Origin of the sequence: Streptomyces sp. NPDC004126 (assembly GCF_050275515.1) — a bacterium.
Classification (GTDB): Bacteria; Actinomycetota; Actinomycetes; order Streptomycetales; family Streptomycetaceae; genus Streptomyces.
This window is the reverse complement of record NZ_JBNNPF010000028.1, coordinates 37,760-53,295: the sequence shown is the minus strand read 5'-3', so window position 1 is coordinate 53,295 and position 15,536 is coordinate 37,760. Positions and strand designations below refer to the sequence as shown.

The window sequence follows — 15,536 nt, the reverse complement described above, 5'->3', positions numbered from 1 at the left end:
ACGGACATGAGTACGACCGACAAGGCACCCGTCGAGGTGCCCACGGACAACGAAGCGGACGTCGACGTCGACGCCGCCGCCGGAGCGCAGCTTTCCACGGCCCCCGCCGAGGAGAGCGCGGCCGCCCCCGTCGGCATCGGGGTGGTCGGCTGGGCCCGCTGGTTCTGGCGCCAGCTCACCTCCATGCGCGTGGCGCTGATCCTGCTGTTCCTGCTCTCCCTCGGCTCCATCCCGGGCTCCCTCGTCCCCCAGACGCAGGTGGACCCGATGAAGGTCGCCGAGTGGAAGAAGACGCACGAGTTCTGGGTGCCGGTCGCCGAGAAGCTCCAGCTCTTCGACGTCTACAGCTCGGTGTGGTTCTCCGCGATCTACATCTTGCTGTTCGTGTCGCTGATCGGCTGCATCGTCCCGCGCACCTGGCAGTTCGTCGGCCAGCTCACCGGCCGTCCGCCGGGCGCGCCGCGCCACCTGAAGCGGCTGCCGGCGTACGCGACGTGGCGTACGGAGGCCCCTCCGGAGGAGGTCCTCGCCGGGGGCAAGGCGCTGCTGCGCAAGCGGGGCTTCCGTACGGAGTCCGGCGGTGACGCCGTCGCCGCGGAGAAGGGCTACCTCCGCGAGGCCGGGAACCTGGCCTTCCACATCGCCCTGATCGTGATGCTGGTGGCCTTCGCGTGCGGCCAGCTCTTCAAGTCCGAGGGCGGCAAGCTCGTCCTGCGCGGCAAGGGCTTCGCGAACACGCTCACCCAGTACGACGACTTCAAGTCCGGCAGCCTCTTCTCCTCCGACGACCTGCCGCCGTTCTCGTTCACCCTGGACAAGTTCGACGCGAGCTACGAGAAGACCGGCCCGCAGAAGGGCACCCCGCGCGACTTCAAGGCGTACGTCACCTACAGCGAGGGCGCGCACGGGGAGCCGAGGAAGGCCGAGATCGAGGTCAACAAGCCGCTGGAGATCGACGGCTCCAAGATCTTCCTGCTGGGCCACGGCTACGCGCCGGTCATCTCGGTGACGGATCCCACCGGCAAGGTGATCTACAAGGACGCCGTGCCGATGCTGCCCTTCGACGCGAACCTGAGCTCCTCGGGCGCGGTCAAGGTCCCGGACGGCTACCGCAACAAGAACGGCGACAAGGAGCAGCTCGGCTTCAACGCCATGTTCGTGCCGACCTTCGCGGGTGAGGGCAAGGGCACGATGCTCTCGCAGTTCCCGGCCCTGGACTTCCCCGTCCTCGCCCTCAGCGCCTACCACGGCAGCCTGGGCGTCGACGCGGGCCTGCCGCAGAACGTGTACCAGCTGAACACCTCCAAGATGCAGGAGTTCAAGAACCCGGAGGGGCAGCTGTTCAAGCAGCGGCTGCTGCCGGGCGAGACGATGACCCTGCCGGACGGCGCGGGCACCGTGAAGTTCGAGGGCATCGAGCGCTGGGCCACCTTCTCGGTGACCCAGCAGCCCGCCAACGGGCTGGCCCTGGCCGGCGCCCTCGTCGCCATCGGCGGTCTCGCCGCGTCCCTGTTCATCCAGCGCCGCCGGATCTGGGTCCGCGCGGTCCGGGACGAGGACGGCCTGACGGTCGTGGAACTGGCGGGCCTGGGCCGCAGCGAGTCGGCGAAGCTGCCGGAGGAGCTGTCGGTGCTCTGCGCCGCCCTGTACGAACGGGCGCCGAGCCCGGCGCAACCGGCGGAAGCCGGAAACACCGAGGAAGAAGAAGGGGAGCGCGCATGACGACGCTGCTCGCGGCGGCGACGAACGAGAGCCTCGCCGATCTCAGCAACAAGCTGGTGTACGCGTCGATGGCGGTCTACACGCTCGCCTTCCTCGCGCACATCACGGAGTGGGTCTTCGGCAGCCGCAGCAAGGTGGGCCGTACGGCCGCCGCGCTGACGGCGTCGAAGGCGGCGGCGGCCGGCGCGGCCCCCGCCGTGCAGGTCCGCGGCAAGGGCGGCGGTACGGCCGTCCTCGACAAGCCGGAGGTGATCACCCGCTCCGCTTCGGGCAGCCGGGACGTCCCGGACGGCCCGGGCGCGGCCGGCGGCACCGAGCAGGGCGACCTGTACGGGCGGATCGCGGTCTCGCTGACCGTGCTCGGCTTCCTCATCGAGGCGGCCGGCGTGGTCTCCCGCGCGATGTCGGTGGAGCGGGCCCCCTGGGGCAACATGTACGAGTTCTCGGTGACCTTCTCCACGGTCGCGGTCGGCGCGTACCTGCTGCTCCTGGTACTGAAGAAGAACGTCCGCTGGCTCGGCCTGATCCTGGTCACGACGGTCCTGCTGGACCTCGGCATCGCCACCACCTGGCTCTACACCGACAGTGACCAGCTGGTCCCGGCCCTGCACTCGTACTGGCTGTGGATCCACGTCTCCACCGCCATCTTCTGCGGCGCGGTCTTCTACATCGGCGCGGCCGGCGCGGTGCTCTACCTGTTCCGCGACAGCTACGAGAGCCACCTGGAGGCGGGCCGCACCGTCGGGAAGTTCCGCAGCTCGGTGCTGGAGCGGCTGCCCTCGGCGGCCTCGCTCGACAAGTTCTCGTACCGGATCAACGCGGCGGTCTTCCCGCTGTGGACGTTCACCATCGTCGCGGGCGCCATCTGGGCGGGCGACGCGTGGGGCCGCTACTGGGGCTGGGACCCCAAGGAGGTCTGGTCCTTCGTCACCTGGGTGGCGTACGCCTGCTACCTGCACGCGCGGGCCACGGCCGGCTGGAAGGGCCGCAAGGCCGCCTACCTGGCGCTCTTCGCCTTCGCCTGCTGGATCTGGAACTACTACGGCGTGAACATCCTGCTCAGCGGCAAGCACTCGTACGCGGGCGTCTGACCCGGGGGAGTGGGACGCTGGTGGTATGTCTCCTGTGAGCCATGCCACCAGCGAGCCGCGCGGCCCCGGCCGCTGGACCATCCGCTTCGAGATGCACCTGCCGTACGGGTACGAGGCCCTGTGGCCCGCCCTGACCACCGCGGAGGGGCTGATCGGCTGGCTGGCGGCGGCGGACGTGCTGGAACGCCGGCTCGGCGGGGCCGTCACCCTGCGCTGGCCCAACACCGGCACCACCGTGTCCGGGCAGGTCACCGCCTGGGACACCGAGCGGGTCGCCGAGTACACGGTCTCCGAGCACGGCCGGATCCGCTTCCACCTGGAGGCGGTCGGCACCGACTCGACGGTGGTCCGCTTCCTGAACGAGCGCGGCGGCTCCGAGGAGGAGCGCCTGGACTGCCTGGCCGGCTGGCACGACCACTTCGAGCGGCTGGAGGCCCTCATGGCCGGGCACCCGACGGACTGGGCGGCCTGGACCGACGTCCGCTGGGCGGAGCTGCGCGCCTCCTACGCGTCCTTCTCCAGGACGTAGGAGCCGCCGGCCGGGCCGTTCCCGAGGAGGAACCCGAAGTACAGCTCCAGCGCCCCGCGCTCGTCGCGGCGCAGCTCGAAGGTCCAGGCGTAGCGCTGGGGCGCCCCCGCCGGGGGGCCCGTGCCGGCCCGGGCGGCGGTGGCGGTCGGGGCGGGCAGCCGCAGCCGCAGGTGCTGGCCGAGGGTGCGGCCGGCGGGCTGTTCGGCGGTGAGCCGCCAGGAGCCGGGGCCCGAGAGCCGCCAGCCGGCGGCGTAGTCGCGGTCCTGGCCGTCGAGGAGGGTGACGTCGGCGCTGCCGTCGGCCCGGAAGACCACCTCGGTGCCGTCGACGCAGCGCCAGGTGCCGACGATCTCGGAGATGTCGGCGTCGTACACGGCGGGGACGGGGCGCGCGTCGTGGCGCTGCGGGTCCCAGCCGCCCGTCATGGCGAGCAGGGCGCAGGTGAGCACCCCGTACGCGAGCAGGTTGCGCAGGACCGTGTCGAGGATGCGGATCCCGGGCCGGGTACGCGGCGGTGGCATGGCCTGATTCTGCCAGCGGGGTTGAACGCGTTCAATGATCTTTCCGGCCGCTTTTCGTCACGCCCCCCGGGTCACCACACCGGGCGCAGCGGCGGGAGCCCCTCGCCCCCGTGCAGGGCGCGGATGACGTGCGCGAGCTCCGTGCGCAGGGCGCCGAGGTCGGCCCGTCCGGCCAGCTCCGCCTCCAGTCCGTGCAGGACGCGTCCGGCGGTGGCCAGGTGCTGTTCGGCGGCCGGGGTCAGGACGACGAGCTTGCGCCGCCCGCCGCCGGGGTGCGGCTCGCGCCGGACGTAGCCGCGCTTCTCCAGGTCGTCGACGATCTGCCCGGCGGCCTGTTTGGTCACCCCGAGCCGCTCGGCGAGCTCGCTGGCGGTGGCGCCGGGGCCCTTGAGGGCCTGGAAGGCCATGCCGTGCACGGGGCGCAGGTCGGCGTAGCCCTCGTCGGCGAGGCGCCGGGTGAACTCGCCGAGCACCAGCTGGAAGCCGATGCCGAGCAGGAACGCCAGCTCGGTGCCGGGGGTCTCTTCGTTGGAAGTCACGCGGTCCATGGTGGCATGCGGGCATGTTGAGTAAAGTCCCTTGACTCGCGTGAGTAAAGAACCTTTACTTAGGTCTGCCGCCGCGTACCCCGCGGCGGCACGCCACGGCATTCCACGGCATTCCACGGCATTCCACGGAAACGGAAGAGGACCCGCCTTGCACGTGATCAGCGCTTCCCCCGAGAACGTCACCGCCTCCCCCAACGCCACCATGACCGGCCTCGCCGCCCCCAGCCGCGGCAGCTCCGAGCTCTCCACCTGGCACGTCGACATGCCCGCCGGAGCCACCGGCCCCGAGCACGCCGTCAGCCGCGAACAGGTCTGGCAGCTCACCGCCGGCTCCCTGGAGGTCACCTGCGACGGCCGCACCGAGAAGGTCTCCGCCGGCCGGACCCTCGTCCTGCCGCCCGGCGTCCTGCGCCGGATCCACGCCCCCGAGCGCTTCGAGGCGTACGTGGTCATGCGCGCCGACGGCGTCGCCTCGGTCCCCGGCGCCGAGGGGACCCGCGTCCTGCCCTGGGCGCAGTGACGCCCTACTCCTTGTCCCTGTCCTTGTCCTGGTCGCCGCCCTTGTCGCCGTCCTTGTCCCTGTTCTTCTCCTGCTCCTCGCGCAGGGACTTCAGGAACTCCGGGTTGTCGTCGGGCGCCACCCACTGCTGCCGGCGCGCCCGGCCCCCGCCCCCGCCGCCGACCGCGGAGCGCTTGCGGCCCGCGAACAGCCAGACCACCGGGCCGACGATCGAGAACAGCAGGATGATCAGCACCCACACCGTCTTCGGCAGGTGCTTGACCTCCTCTTCCGGGGTGTTCAGGCAGTCGATGAAGGCGTAGATGGTCAGCGCCAGGATCAGCAGGAACGGCAGGTAGCGCAGCACGGTGTGGGACCGACTCCCGGGAAGTGACGACGGGCCCGCGCGGGGCCCCGGTGACGGTTCCAGGGTATGGGGTGACGGATACTGGGCTCCATGGCTTACGACGATCTCCGCTCGCTGCTCCGGGCTCTGGAGCGGGAGGGCGACCTCAAGCGCATCAAGGCCGAAGTCGACCCGTACCTGGAGGTCGGGGAGATCGTCGACAGAGTGAACAAGGCCGGCGGCCCGGCCCTGCTCTTCGAGAACGTCAAGGGCTCGGCGATGCCGCTCGCCATGAACGTCTTCGGTACCGACCGCCGCCTCCTGAAGGCCCTCGGCCTCAAGTCGTACGGCGAGATCAGCGAGAAGATCGGCGGCCTCCTCAAGCCCGAGCTGCCCCAGGGCTTCATCGGCGTCCGCGAGGCCTTCGGCAAGCTCGGCTCGATGGTCCACGTACCGCCGAAGAAGGTGAAGGGGGAGTCCGCGCCCGTCCAGGAGGTCGTCCTCACCGGCGACGACGTCGACCTCGACCAGCTCCCGGCGCTCTTCACCTGGCCCAAGGACGGCGGGTCCTTCTTCAACCTGGGCCTCACCCACACCAAGCACCCCGAGACCGGCGTCCGCAACCTCGGCCTCTACCGGCTCCAGCGCCACGACAAGCGCACCATCGGCATGCACTGGCAGATCCACAAGGACAGCCGCAACCACTACGCCGTCGCCGCCGCGCGCGGCGAGCGGCTGCCGGTCGCGATCGCCTTCGGCTGCCCGCCCGCGGTCACCTACGCCTCCACCGCGCCGCTGCCGGGCGACATCGACGAGTACCTGTTCGCCGGGTTCGTCGCGGGCAAGCGCATCGAGATGGTCGACTGCAAGACCGTCCCGCTCCAGGTCCCGGCCAACGCCGAGGTCGTGGTCGAGGGCTGGCTGGAGCCCGGGGAGATGCTCCCTGAGGGCCCCTTCGGCGACCACACCGGCTTCTACACCCCGCAGGAGCCCTTCCCCGCGCTGAAGATCGACTGCGTGACGATGCGGAAGCGCCCGCTGCTCCAGTCGATCGTCGTCGGCCGGCCCCCGACGGAGGACGGCCCGCTGGGCCGCGCCACGGAGCGGTTCTTCCTCCCGCTCCTCAAGATCATCGTGCCGGACATCGTGGACTACCACCTGCCCGAGTCGGGCGGCTTCCACAACTGCGCGATCGTCTCGATCGACAAGAAGTACCCCAAGCACGCCCAGAAGGTCATGCACGCCATCTGGGGCGCCCACATGATGTCGCTGACCAAGCTGATCATCGTGGTCGACAAGGACTGCGACGTCCACGACCTCCACGAGGTCTCCTGGCGGGCGCTGGGCAACACCGACTACTCGCGCGACCTGACCGTGGTCGAGGGACCGGTGGACCACCTTGACCACGCCTCCTACCAGCAGTTCTGGGGCGGCAAGGCGGGCATCGACGCGACCAAGAAGCTGCCGGAGGAGGGCTACACCCGCGACGGCGGCTGGCCCGACATGGTCGAGTCCGACCCGGCGACGGCGGCCCTGGTGGACCGCCGCTGGAAGGAGTACGGCCTGTGAGCCCGATTGCCGTGGGCGGTCCCGAGATCTTCATCGGCACCCCGGAGAAGTACGTCGCCCTGATGCGCCCGGAGATCGACCCGACGCAGCCCGGCGTGCTCGCCGCCGCCGAGGAGGCCGGGGTGAGCCCCGAGGAGTTCGCGGGGTCCGGTGACATCTGGGCCCTGATGTTCGAGGCGGACGGCGACGGCGGCGGCTTCGAGCTGCCGGGCGCGCGCGACACCGAGGCCGACGCCTTCGCCGAGCAGCTCCAGCAGGCCCTGGCGGCCGGGGAGGCGTTCACCGCCGAGGCGGGCAACTTCCTGCGCCTCGACGCCCGCCCGTCCGGCGGTTCCTGGGAGGTCACCGCCCGGGTCACCCCGCCCGAGGGGCACGACGACGACACGGTCCGGACCCTTGAGCTGGGCGCCCTCCCGGCGGCGGAGCTCGCGGCCGACCTCGAAGCCTTCCGCGGGAGCCTCGCGTGATGACCACCGCCGACGGCGTCATCGGACCGGGCCCCGCGCCGCAGGCGCCCGGCAGGGTGAAGGCCTTCCTGCGGCTCGTGATGATCGAGCACTCGGTCTTCGCGCTGCCCTTCGCGTACATCGCCGCGCTGACGGCCATGTTCCGGCTCGACGGGCGGATGCACTGGACTGAGCTGCTGCTCGTCACCGTCTGCATGGTGGGCCTGCGCACCTTCGCGATGGCCGCCAACCGGATCATCGACCGCGAGATCGACGCCCGCAACCCGCGCACCGCCGGGCGCGAGCTCGTCACGGGCGCGGTCTCGGTGCGGTCCGCCTGGACCGGCGCGGGCATCGCCCTCGTGGTCTTCCTCGGCGCGGCCGCCCTGCTGAACCCGCTGTGCCTGGCGCTGGCGCCGGTCGCCGTCATCCCGATGGTGGTCTACCCGTACGGCAAGCGCTTCACGAACTTCCCGCAGGCCATCCTGGGCCTCGCCCAGGCCATGGGGCCGGTCGGCGCCTGGCTGGCGATCACCGGCGAGTGGTCCTGGGAGGCGGTGGTCCTCGGTCTCGCCATCGGCGTCTGGATCGGCGGCTTCGACCTGATCTACGCCTGCCAGGACGTGGACTCCGACCGCGCGGACGGCGTCAAGTCGGTCCCGGCCCGCTTCGGGGTCCCGGCCGCCCTGTGGGGCGCCCGCGGCTGCCACGTGGTCACCACGGCCCTGCTGGCCTGGTACGCCGTCCTGACCGACGGCGGCGCCTTCCTCTGGCTCGGCCTCGCGATCGTCGCGGCGGCGTTCCTGTACGAGCACACCATCGTCAAGCCGCACGACCTGTCCCGCCTGAACCGCGCGTTCTTCACGGTCAACGGGTTCATCGGCATCGCCCTGTTCGTGTGCGCGCTGGCCGACCTCATCACCCGGGGCCTCGCGCTTTAGCCCGAACGGGCGGAGGGCGGTGCGGCCGGAGCCGGGCGCGCCACCCTTCTGCTTGTCTTGGGGTACTGCTTCCCACGACCACGGGGGTGTTCTCAAGACGATGCCGGTGAACCCGTCGACGGTGGCCGGCGCCCCGCGACCGAGAGGCTCCCGCCCCTTCCACATGCGCACCCTCATGGGGGTGTGGGACGCGCTGGACGCCTGTCTGCCGGAGGAATGGGGCTGCATCAGCCAGGTCCCCTGCGGAACGGGAATCGGCAGCGCCCCGGACCTCGCCGTCATTCCAGCTGCCGCAATCGGCGAGAGCCGGGACGCCTACCCGCCCGAGATGATGGCGCTCGTGGCGGAAGTCGTCGATCCGGGTGCGGAGGCGGACGACTACGAGGTCAAGGACCGCGCGTACGCCCGGCGCGGGATCCCGCACTACCTGATCTTCGACCCCTGCAAGGCGCAGTGCACGACCCTCTGGAACCCCGGCCCCGACGGCTACCGCGGCCGGGACGTGATCCCCTACGGCGATGCGGTCGTGGTGGAGACCGGCATCGGGAAGCTGACCGTCGACACGTCGGGCCTGCCGGTGGACCCGGCCGCGGCCGTCAGCTGAGCAGTGTCGGCCGCGGCTGCGCCGGGCGGCGGAAGTACAGGGCCGTCAGCACCCCGCCCGCCAGCCCGCACAGGTGGCCCTGCCAGCTGATCGTCGGGTCCAGCGGCAGCAGGCCGAGGAAGAACGTTCCGCCCCAGTACGCGGCGACGGCCACGCCCACCAGGACGCCCAGCACCTTCCGCTCGACGAACCCGCGCACCACCACGTAGCCGAACAGTCCGTAGACGACGCCCGAGGCGCCCAGCGTCATGCCGTCCGACGGGGCGATCAGCCAGGTGCCGATGCCGTCCGCCAGGAGGATCAGCACGGAGACGGCGAGGAACCGCCGGATCCCGGACAGGGCCGTGATGAAGCCGAGGATCAGCAGGGGCACGCTGTTGGAGGCCACGTGCTCGAAGCCGAAGTGCAGGAAGGACCCGGTCAGGACGCCCGTCAGGGTGTCCGGGTCGCGGCCCACGATCCCGTATGCGTCCAGCGCGTGCCCGGTGGCGTAGTCGACCGCCTCGATCGCCCACAGGAGGGCCACCCAGCCCAGCATCAGCTGCGCGGCGGCCTTGGCGCGGTCGGTCCGGCTCCAGGCCGGCTCGGTCGTCGTCGTGGTGCTCATGGTGGTGTTCCCCCTCGTGCCGTCCCACCCCCTGGGACGTGCGGACACCTTACAGAGTGCCTCCGCGCCGTGGCCGGATAGTCTCGGAGGTATGACTGACGGCAAGCGCACCCCGTGGGTGGTCGGGGTTTCCGGGGCGTCCGGGACGCCGTACGCGGCGGCGGTGGTACGGGGGCTGCTGGCGGCGGGCGAGAGTGTGGACCTGGTGGTCAGCCGCGCCTCGCGGCTCACCCTGCTGGACGAGACGGGCATCGCCTTCCGGGACGCGCACTGGCGCGCGGACCTGGAGGAGTGGCTGGGCCGCGGCGCGGACGGCAAGCCGGGGACCTTCGCGGGGTTCGACCTCGACGGGGTGCGGTACTGGGGTGCCGGGGACCTGGCGGCCGGCCCGAGCTCGGGCTCGTACGCGGTGAAGGGGATGCTGATCGTCCCGGCCTCCACCGCCTGTGTGGCGGGTGTGGCGCTCGGGCTGTCGAAGGACCTGCTCCAGCGCGTCGCGAGCGTGACGCTCAAGGAGCGGCGGCGGCTGGTGGTCGCGGTGCGGGAGACCCCGCTGAACGGGCAGACGCTGAAGCATCTGGTGGCGCTGGACGAGGCGGGCGCTGTGGTGCTGCCCGCCTCTCCGGCGTTCTACGCGGGCGCGACGCACATCCAGGATCTGGTGGACTTCGTCGCGGGGCGGGTGCTCGACGCGGCAGGTGTGCCGCACGGGCTGTACCGCCGTTGGGAGGGGGAGCTTGGCAGCGCCCGCCCCCGTGAGTGATGGCGCTAGTGCTTCTTGGCGCTGCCCGGGCGACGGGTCTTGTCGACGCGGTGGGCGGCGGCGGGCTGGTCGGTGCGGGATCGGTTGGCCAGCTCCTGGAGCTGTCGCATGTGCGCGTAGGCCGCCTCGATCGTGTACACGGTTTAACCACTCCTGAAGATCGTCTTTGATCTGTTGAAAGATTCACAGGGTGTTGACCCTGCGTGCCTTTGATTCTATACCTAAACTTGCAGGATCGCCGAATAATGGAAGGCTCCACGTAATGGACACGGTGGACAGGCAGCTCATCCAGGCGCTTCGGGAGAACGGCCGCGCCTCGTACGCGGAGCTGGGCCGTCTCGTGGGCCTCTCCGGCCCCAGCGTCACCGACCGCATCAACCGGCTGGAGACCGCCGGCGTGATCACCGGCTACCGCGCGACGGTGGCCGCCGCCGAGCTCGGCCTCGGCGTCACCGCGCTGATCGGCATCTCCCTCTCCGACGCCGCCGACCACGAGGACGTGGCGCGCCGGCTGCGCGACTTCCAGGAGATCGAGGACTGCTGGTTCATCGCCGGCGACGACTCCTACATGCTCAAGGTGCGCGCGGGCGACGTCGACGGCCTGGAGCGGATCATCCGCAAGCTCTCCGGGACCAAGGGCGTCTCGCGCACCCGCACCACGATCGTGCTCTCCACCAAGTGGGAGAACCGGGTCGGCGAGCTGCCCGAGGACGCCTGAGAGTACGGTTGGTGGCGGTTGTACACAGGTCTGGACAGGGACAGGTAGAGGAGACACCGGCATGGACGCGGGGCTCAAGCGTGAGCTGGAGGAGAAGGTCCGCTCCGGCGAGCGGCTGACGCGTGAGGACGGCATCGCCCTCTACGAGTCGGACGACCTGGCCTGGCTGGGCGGCCTCGCCCACGAGGTGCGCACGCGCAAGAACGGCGACGTCGTGCACTTCAACGTCAACCGCCACCTCAACATGACGAACGTGTGCACCGCCTCGTGCGCCTACTGCTCGTTCCAGCGCAAGCCGGGCGAGAAGGACGCGTACACGATGCGCATCGAGGAAGCCGTCCGCCTGGCCAAGGCCATGGAGAACGAGAACCTCACCGAGCTGCACATCGTCAACGGCCTGCACCCCACCCTCCCGTGGCGGTACTACCCGCGCTCGCTGTCCGCCCTCAAGGAGGCGCTGCCGAACGTCTCGCTGAAGGCGTTCACGGCCACCGAGATCCACCACTTCGAGACGATCTCCGGCCTCACGGCCTCCGAGATCCTCGACGAGCTGATCGAGGCCGGCCTCGAATCGCTCACCGGCGGCGGCGCGGAGATCTTCGACTGGGAGGTCCGCCAGCACATCGTCGACCACAACACCCACTGGGAGGACTGGTCGCGCATCCACCGCCTGGCGCACGAGAAGGGCCTCAAGACCCCGGCGACGATGCTCTACGGGCACATCGAGGAGCCGCGCCACCGCGTGGACCACGTGCTGCGGCTGCGCGAGCTCCAGGACGAGACCGGCGGCTTCCAGGTCTTCATCCCGCTGCGCTACCAGCACGACTTCGTGGACATGCAGGACGGCAAGGTCCGCAACCGCCTCCAGGCGCGCACGACGATGGCCACGGGCGCCGAGGCGCTGAAGACCTTCGCGGTCTCCCGGCTGCTCTTCGACAACGTGCCGCACGTCAAGGTCTTCTGGGTGATGCACGGCGTGCAGACCGCCCAGCTCGCGCTCCAGCACGGCGCGGACGACATGGACGGCTCGGTGGTCGAGTACAAGATCACGCACGACGCGGACAACTACGGCACCCCGAACAAGCTGGGCCGTGACGACCTCCTGGAGCTCATCCGCGAGGCCGGCTTCCGCCCGGTCGAGCGCAACACGCGCTACGAGGTCATCCGCGAGTACCCGGGCCCGGACGCCTCGCTCCGCGAGACCCCGCAGGCGATGCGCGTCTGACGCCGCGCACCTTGCCGCAGGAGCCCCGGACCGTCGTCCCAGACGGTCCGGGGCTCCTGCGTTTCCGGCCCGGCCCGGAAACCCGTTGCCCGCCGCATCGGTAATAGATACTCTCGCCCTATGACCCTTACCTTCACCTTCGATCCGGTCGTCGACCCCGCCCTGCGCGACGGCATCGCACAGCTGTGGACCGAGGTCACCAACGCCGGCGGCGCGGTCGGCTTCGTCCCGCCCGTCACCGTCGAGGACATCCGCCCGGCGCTGGTCAAGCACCTCGTCGCGCTGGCCGAGGGCCGCCACCGGCTGCTGGTCGGGCACGACGCGCAGGGCGCGGTGCAGGCCGTCGCCTTCCTCGCCTTCGAGGCGCACCCGTTGCGGAAGCACTGGGTCTGGGCGTACACGGTCATGGTCGGCCCGGCCCTCCAGGGCCGCGGCGCCGGGCGCGAACTGATGGCCGCCCTCGCCGACGCGGCGCGCTCGCTGGAGGGCATCGAGGCCATCCGCCTGGAATGCCGCGGCGGGGCCGGGCTGGAGCACTTCTACGCGGCCTGCGGCTACAAGGAGGTCGGCCGGGTGCCCGACGCCATCCGCGTGGCCCCCGGCGACGACCGCGACGACATCACCATGCTGCTGCCCCTGCACTGACCCCCGCCGGGCCCCGGCGGGGCACCGGCGTGCTTCACTGGACGGGCACGTGCCGACGCAAGAAGAGAGGGAGGGGTCACCGTGGCCCTCAAGCCGAGCGCGACGATCCGCTACACCGCGATGCGCCTGGGCGTCTTCGTCGGGTGCCTGGTGCTCGTCGCCGTCCTGGTCAACCTGGGCTGGGTGCCCGCCGGGCTGGGCGACGCCAACTTCGCCTGGATCGTGCTCCTCGCGCTGGTGCTCTCCGCCCCGCTGTCCTTCGTCCTGCTGCGCAAGCAGCGCGACGAGATGTCCGAGCAGATCTCCGGACGCGTCGCGGGTGCGAAGGAGCGGCTCGCCGCGAACCGCAGCCAGGAGGACGCGGCCGACGACGCCGCGCGCGCCTGAGTCCTTCCTCACAGCGGCCCCGCGGCCGCCGCGCACACCGAAACGCCCCAGCGCCGGGAACACCCCCCGCCACGCTGGGGCTTCGGCGTTTCCGGGGCCGTGCGCGGCCGGCGGATCCACCTCCGTGCGGTGCGTGCTCAAAGCATCTCTTTGAGATTCTCAAAGTCCAAGTGTTAGCGTGTTCAACATGTTGACCACAGCCGCGCACCCGATGAGCCCGAGCGTCCCGCTCGTCCCGCTCGTGGCGCGCCTGCACGTCGACCTCTGCCGCCGCGTGTCCGCGGCCTGTTGCTGTCGCCGCTGAAGCTGAAGCCCAGCCCCAGCCGCCCCAGCAGCGGTCCCCGGCCGGCCCGGCCCCTTTCCGGCTGCCGCCGTACCGCACCCCTTGCAGAAACCTTCCGCCGTACGTCCGCGCGTCCCCCGGAGATTGCCGTGTCCGCGTCCCCCCAGGCCCAGGCTCCCGCCAAGGCCTCGTTCAAGTTCCCGTTCTGGGCCCAGATCGTCACCGGTCTCGTGCTCGGCGTCCTCTTCGGCTGGATAGCCCGCAGCCAGGACGTGAGCTGGCTGAAGACCACGCTCGAACAGGTCGGCGACATCTTCATCCAGCTGCTGAAGCTGGCCGTCGCCCCGCTCGTGTTCTTCGCGATCCTGGTGTCCATCACCAACCTGCGGAAGGTGAACAACGCCGCCCGGCTCGCCTCCCGCACCCTGCTCTGGTTCATGATCACCTCGCTGATCGCGGTGGGCATCGGCCTCGCGATCGGCCTGCTGACCGACCCGGGCGCCGGCACCGGCCTCACCCCGGCCGACGGCAAGGAGCCCAAGCGGCACGGCTCCTGGATCGACTTCCTGACCGGCATCGTGCCGAAGGACATCGTCACCCCGTTCACCGAGCTGAACGTCCTCCAGATCGTCTTCCTCGCCGCCGTCGCCGGCATCGCCGCCCTCCAGCTCGGCGCCAAGGCCCAGCCCGTCCTGAACCTCGCCGAGTCCGTCCTGGAGCTCCTCCAGAAGGCCCTGTGGTGGGTCATCCGCCTCGCCCCGATCGGCACCGTCGGCCTCATCGGCACCGCCATCGCCAGCTACGGCTGGGACCTCATCGGCAAGTACGCCACCTTCACCGCCGACATCTACATCGGCTCGGCGCTCGTCATGTTCGGCGTCTACCCGCTGCTGCTGTGGACCGTCGCCAAGGTCAACCCGGTCCAGTTCTTCAAGGGCGCCTGGCCCGCCATCCAGCTGGCCTTCGTCTCCCGCTCCTCGGTCGGCACCATGCCGGTCACCCAGAAGGTCACCGAGCGCCTCGGCGTCCCGAAGGAGTACGCCTCCTTCGCCGTCCCGTTCGGCGCCACCACCAAGATGGACGGCTGCGCCGCGATCTACCCGGCGCTCGCCGCGATCTTCATCGCGAACATCTTCGACGTGCAGCTCGGCATCAAGGAGTACCTGCTCATCGCGTTCGTCTCGGTGGTCGGCTCCGCCGCCACGGCCGGCCTGACCGGCGCGACCGTGATGCTCACCCTGACCCTCTCCACCCTGGGCCTGCCGCTCGCCGGCGTCGGCCTGCTGATGGCCATCGACCCGATCCTGGACATGATGCGCACGGCCACGAACGTCGCCGGCCAGGCGGTCGTCCCGGTGATCGTCTCCGCCCGTGAGGGGATCCTCGACAAGGAGGCCTACGCCGCCGCCTCGTCCTCCCCGCTGGACGAGAAGGCCGCCGCCGAGCCGGCCGCGGCGCCGGTCGCCGTCGCCGCCTGACCGCAGCCTCGCGGCCGTACGGCACACGACGCGGCCCCCCGCCAGGGATTCCGGGCGGGGGGCCGCGTCGTTCGTTCGCGCGTCCGCGCGTCAGTCCAGGCAGAACTCGTTGCCCTCGGGGTCGGCCAGCACGATGATGCCCTCGTCGATGCCGTCCGGGTCGAGGCGGTACAGGCGCTTGGCGCCCAGGGCCTCCAGCCGCGCGGCCTCCACCTCCAGGGCGTCCATCCGCTCCGTGCCCTTCAGGCCCGGCGCCGAACGGACGTCCAGGTGCAGGCGGTTCTTCACCACCTTGCCCTCCGGGACCCGCTGGAAGAAGATCCGCGGGCCCTTGCCCTCCGGGTCGCTGATCGCCGACCGGCTGTTGTGCTGCTCGGGCGGCACGCCCCACGCCGTCAGCGCGGACGGCCAGTCGGCGAAGCCCTCCGGCGGCGGCTGGACGCGGTAGCCCAGCACCTCCGCCCAGAAGGCCGCCAGCGCCGCCGGATCGGCGCAGTCGTACGTCACCTGGATTTCCTTGGCCATGCCCAACGTATAGCGCAGCCCCGGGCTTGCCACAAGATCACCACGGTGGTGCAGACTCTCCAACCTGAGCCGGAACACGGGGGATTGGG

The 15,536-nt window shown here is 70.9% G+C and carries 20 protein-coding genes; 14 read left to right on the top strand and 6 right to left on the bottom strand.

Annotation, left to right across the window (positions count from 1 at the left end; all coding sequences use genetic code 11):
• The first annotated feature begins 6 nt into the window (after positions 1–6).
• The 3 genes from resB to ACQKM2_RS24915 are packed head-to-tail and all read left to right on the top strand — an operon-like array spanning position 7 to position 3,342.
• Entirely contained in the window at positions 7–1,722 is a 1,716-nt protein-coding gene (resB, locus tag ACQKM2_RS24925; RefSeq protein WP_427713391.1) for a cytochrome c biogenesis protein ResB, read from the top strand.
• Complete coding sequence (ccsB, locus tag ACQKM2_RS24920) at positions 1,719–2,813, top strand: c-type cytochrome biogenesis protein CcsB (protein ID WP_427713388.1); 1,095 nt, start codon at positions 1,719–1,721, stop codon at positions 2,811–2,813. The genes resB and ccsB overlap by 4 nt, the downstream gene beginning before the upstream one ends.
• A 25-nt stretch (positions 2,814–2,838) precedes the next feature.
• A complete protein-coding gene (locus tag ACQKM2_RS24915) occupies positions 2,839–3,342 on the top strand; it encodes an SRPBCC domain-containing protein (protein WP_427713385.1) in 504 nt (167 codons plus the stop codon).
• On the opposite strand, the gene ACQKM2_RS24910 is transcribed toward ACQKM2_RS24915, so the two are convergent.
• A complete protein-coding gene (locus tag ACQKM2_RS24910; protein ID WP_427713382.1) occupies positions 3,318–3,863 on the bottom strand; it encodes a hypothetical protein in 546 nt (181 codons plus the stop codon). The two genes, ACQKM2_RS24915 and ACQKM2_RS24910, sit on opposite strands and share 25 nt — an antisense overlap.
• Positions 3,864–3,934: 71 nt before the next feature.
• On the bottom strand, positions 3,935–4,411 hold the full coding sequence (locus tag ACQKM2_RS24905; RefSeq protein WP_427713380.1) for a MarR family winged helix-turn-helix transcriptional regulator: 477 nt from the start codon (positions 4,409–4,411) through the stop codon (positions 3,935–3,937).
• Positions 4,412–4,565: 154 nt separating this feature from the next.
• Between ACQKM2_RS24905 and ACQKM2_RS24900 the strand changes: the two genes are divergently transcribed.
• The gene (locus ACQKM2_RS24900; protein WP_427713378.1) at positions 4,566–4,931 is read left to right on the top strand and encodes a cupin domain-containing protein; all 366 of its coding nucleotides are present in this window, start codon (positions 4,566–4,568) and stop codon (positions 4,929–4,931) included.
• Between the two features lie 4 nt (positions 4,932–4,935).
• Here ACQKM2_RS24900 and ACQKM2_RS24895 read toward each other — a convergent pair whose 3' ends face one another.
• Entirely contained in the window at positions 4,936–5,277 is a 342-nt protein-coding gene (locus ACQKM2_RS24895; protein ID WP_427713375.1) for a PLD nuclease N-terminal domain-containing protein, read from the bottom strand.
• A 90-nt stretch (positions 5,278–5,367) separates the two neighbouring features.
• On the opposite strand from ACQKM2_RS24895, the gene ACQKM2_RS24890 reads away from it, so the two are divergent.
• The 4 genes from ACQKM2_RS24890 (at position 5,368) to ACQKM2_RS24875 (ending at position 8,816) form a co-directional block, all read left to right on the top strand.
• A complete protein-coding gene (locus tag ACQKM2_RS24890) occupies positions 5,368–6,825 on the top strand; it encodes a menaquinone biosynthesis decarboxylase (RefSeq protein WP_351882576.1) in 1,458 nt (485 codons plus the stop codon).
• Positions 6,822–7,292, top strand: a complete 471-nt coding sequence (locus tag ACQKM2_RS24885; RefSeq protein ID WP_427713372.1) for a hypothetical protein — start codon at positions 6,822–6,824, stop codon at positions 7,290–7,292. The genes ACQKM2_RS24890 and ACQKM2_RS24885 overlap by 4 nt, the downstream gene beginning before the upstream one ends.
• A complete protein-coding gene (mqnP, locus tag ACQKM2_RS24880) occupies positions 7,292–8,212 on the top strand; it encodes a menaquinone biosynthesis prenyltransferase MqnP (protein ID WP_427713369.1) in 921 nt (306 codons plus the stop codon). Before ACQKM2_RS24885 ends, mqnP begins: the two co-directional genes overlap by 1 nt.
• A gap of 163 nt (positions 8,213–8,375) precedes the next feature.
• On the top strand, positions 8,376–8,816 hold the full coding sequence (locus tag ACQKM2_RS24875; RefSeq protein WP_427713366.1) for a Uma2 family endonuclease: 441 nt from the start codon (positions 8,376–8,378) through the stop codon (positions 8,814–8,816).
• Here the strand turns inward: ACQKM2_RS24875 and ACQKM2_RS24870 are convergent.
• On the bottom strand, positions 8,809–9,423 hold the full coding sequence (locus ACQKM2_RS24870) for a rhomboid family intramembrane serine protease (protein WP_427713363.1): 615 nt from the start codon (positions 9,421–9,423) through the stop codon (positions 8,809–8,811). The two genes, ACQKM2_RS24875 and ACQKM2_RS24870, sit on opposite strands and share 8 nt — an antisense overlap.
• 91 nt (positions 9,424–9,514) lie before the next feature.
• On the opposite strand from ACQKM2_RS24870, the gene ACQKM2_RS24865 reads away from it, so the two are divergent.
• Entirely contained in the window at positions 9,515–10,186 is a 672-nt protein-coding gene (locus tag ACQKM2_RS24865) for a UbiX family flavin prenyltransferase (RefSeq protein ID WP_427713360.1), read from the top strand.
• A gap of 5 nt (positions 10,187–10,191) precedes the next feature.
• On the opposite strand, the gene ACQKM2_RS24860 is transcribed toward ACQKM2_RS24865, so the two are convergent.
• A complete protein-coding gene (locus ACQKM2_RS24860) occupies positions 10,192–10,326 on the bottom strand; it encodes a hypothetical protein (protein ID WP_427713357.1) in 135 nt (44 codons plus the stop codon).
• 122 nt (positions 10,327–10,448) lie between these two features.
• Between ACQKM2_RS24860 and ACQKM2_RS24855 the strand changes: the two genes are divergently transcribed.
• The 5 genes from ACQKM2_RS24855 to ACQKM2_RS24835 all read left to right on the top strand — a co-directional run bounded on the left by ACQKM2_RS24855 (position 10,449) and on the right by ACQKM2_RS24835 (position 14,922).
• Positions 10,449–10,904 (top strand): Lrp/AsnC family transcriptional regulator, encoded by a 456-nt coding sequence (locus ACQKM2_RS24855; RefSeq protein ID WP_007264709.1) that lies wholly within the window; start codon positions 10,449–10,451, stop codon positions 10,902–10,904.
• Positions 10,905–10,965: 61 nt separating this feature from the next.
• Positions 10,966–12,129: an aminofutalosine synthase MqnE gene (mqnE, locus tag ACQKM2_RS24850; RefSeq protein ID WP_427713355.1), complete on the top strand. Its 1,164-nt coding sequence runs from the start codon at positions 10,966–10,968 to the stop codon at positions 12,127–12,129.
• A gap of 120 nt (positions 12,130–12,249) precedes the next feature.
• Positions 12,250–12,774 carry an N-acetyltransferase family protein gene (locus ACQKM2_RS24845; protein ID WP_427713353.1) on the top strand — a complete coding sequence of 175 codons (525 nt, stop codon included), beginning with the start codon at positions 12,250–12,252 and terminating at the stop codon, positions 12,772–12,774.
• Positions 12,775–12,894: 120 nt separating this feature from the next.
• Positions 12,895–13,161 carry a DUF4229 domain-containing protein gene (locus ACQKM2_RS24840; RefSeq protein ID WP_427713519.1) on the top strand — a complete coding sequence of 89 codons (267 nt, stop codon included), beginning with the start codon at positions 12,895–12,897 and terminating at the stop codon, positions 13,159–13,161.
• Between the two features lie 426 nt (positions 13,162–13,587).
• Positions 13,588–14,922 (top strand): dicarboxylate/amino acid:cation symporter, encoded by a 1,335-nt coding sequence (locus tag ACQKM2_RS24835; RefSeq protein ID WP_427713517.1) that lies wholly within the window; start codon positions 13,588–13,590, stop codon positions 14,920–14,922.
• 90 nt (positions 14,923–15,012) lie between these two features.
• On the opposite strand, the gene ACQKM2_RS24830 is transcribed toward ACQKM2_RS24835, so the two are convergent.
• Entirely contained in the window at positions 15,013–15,447 is a 435-nt protein-coding gene (locus tag ACQKM2_RS24830) for a VOC family protein (RefSeq protein ID WP_427713350.1), read from the bottom strand.
• Positions 15,448–15,536 lie beyond the last annotated feature (89 nt).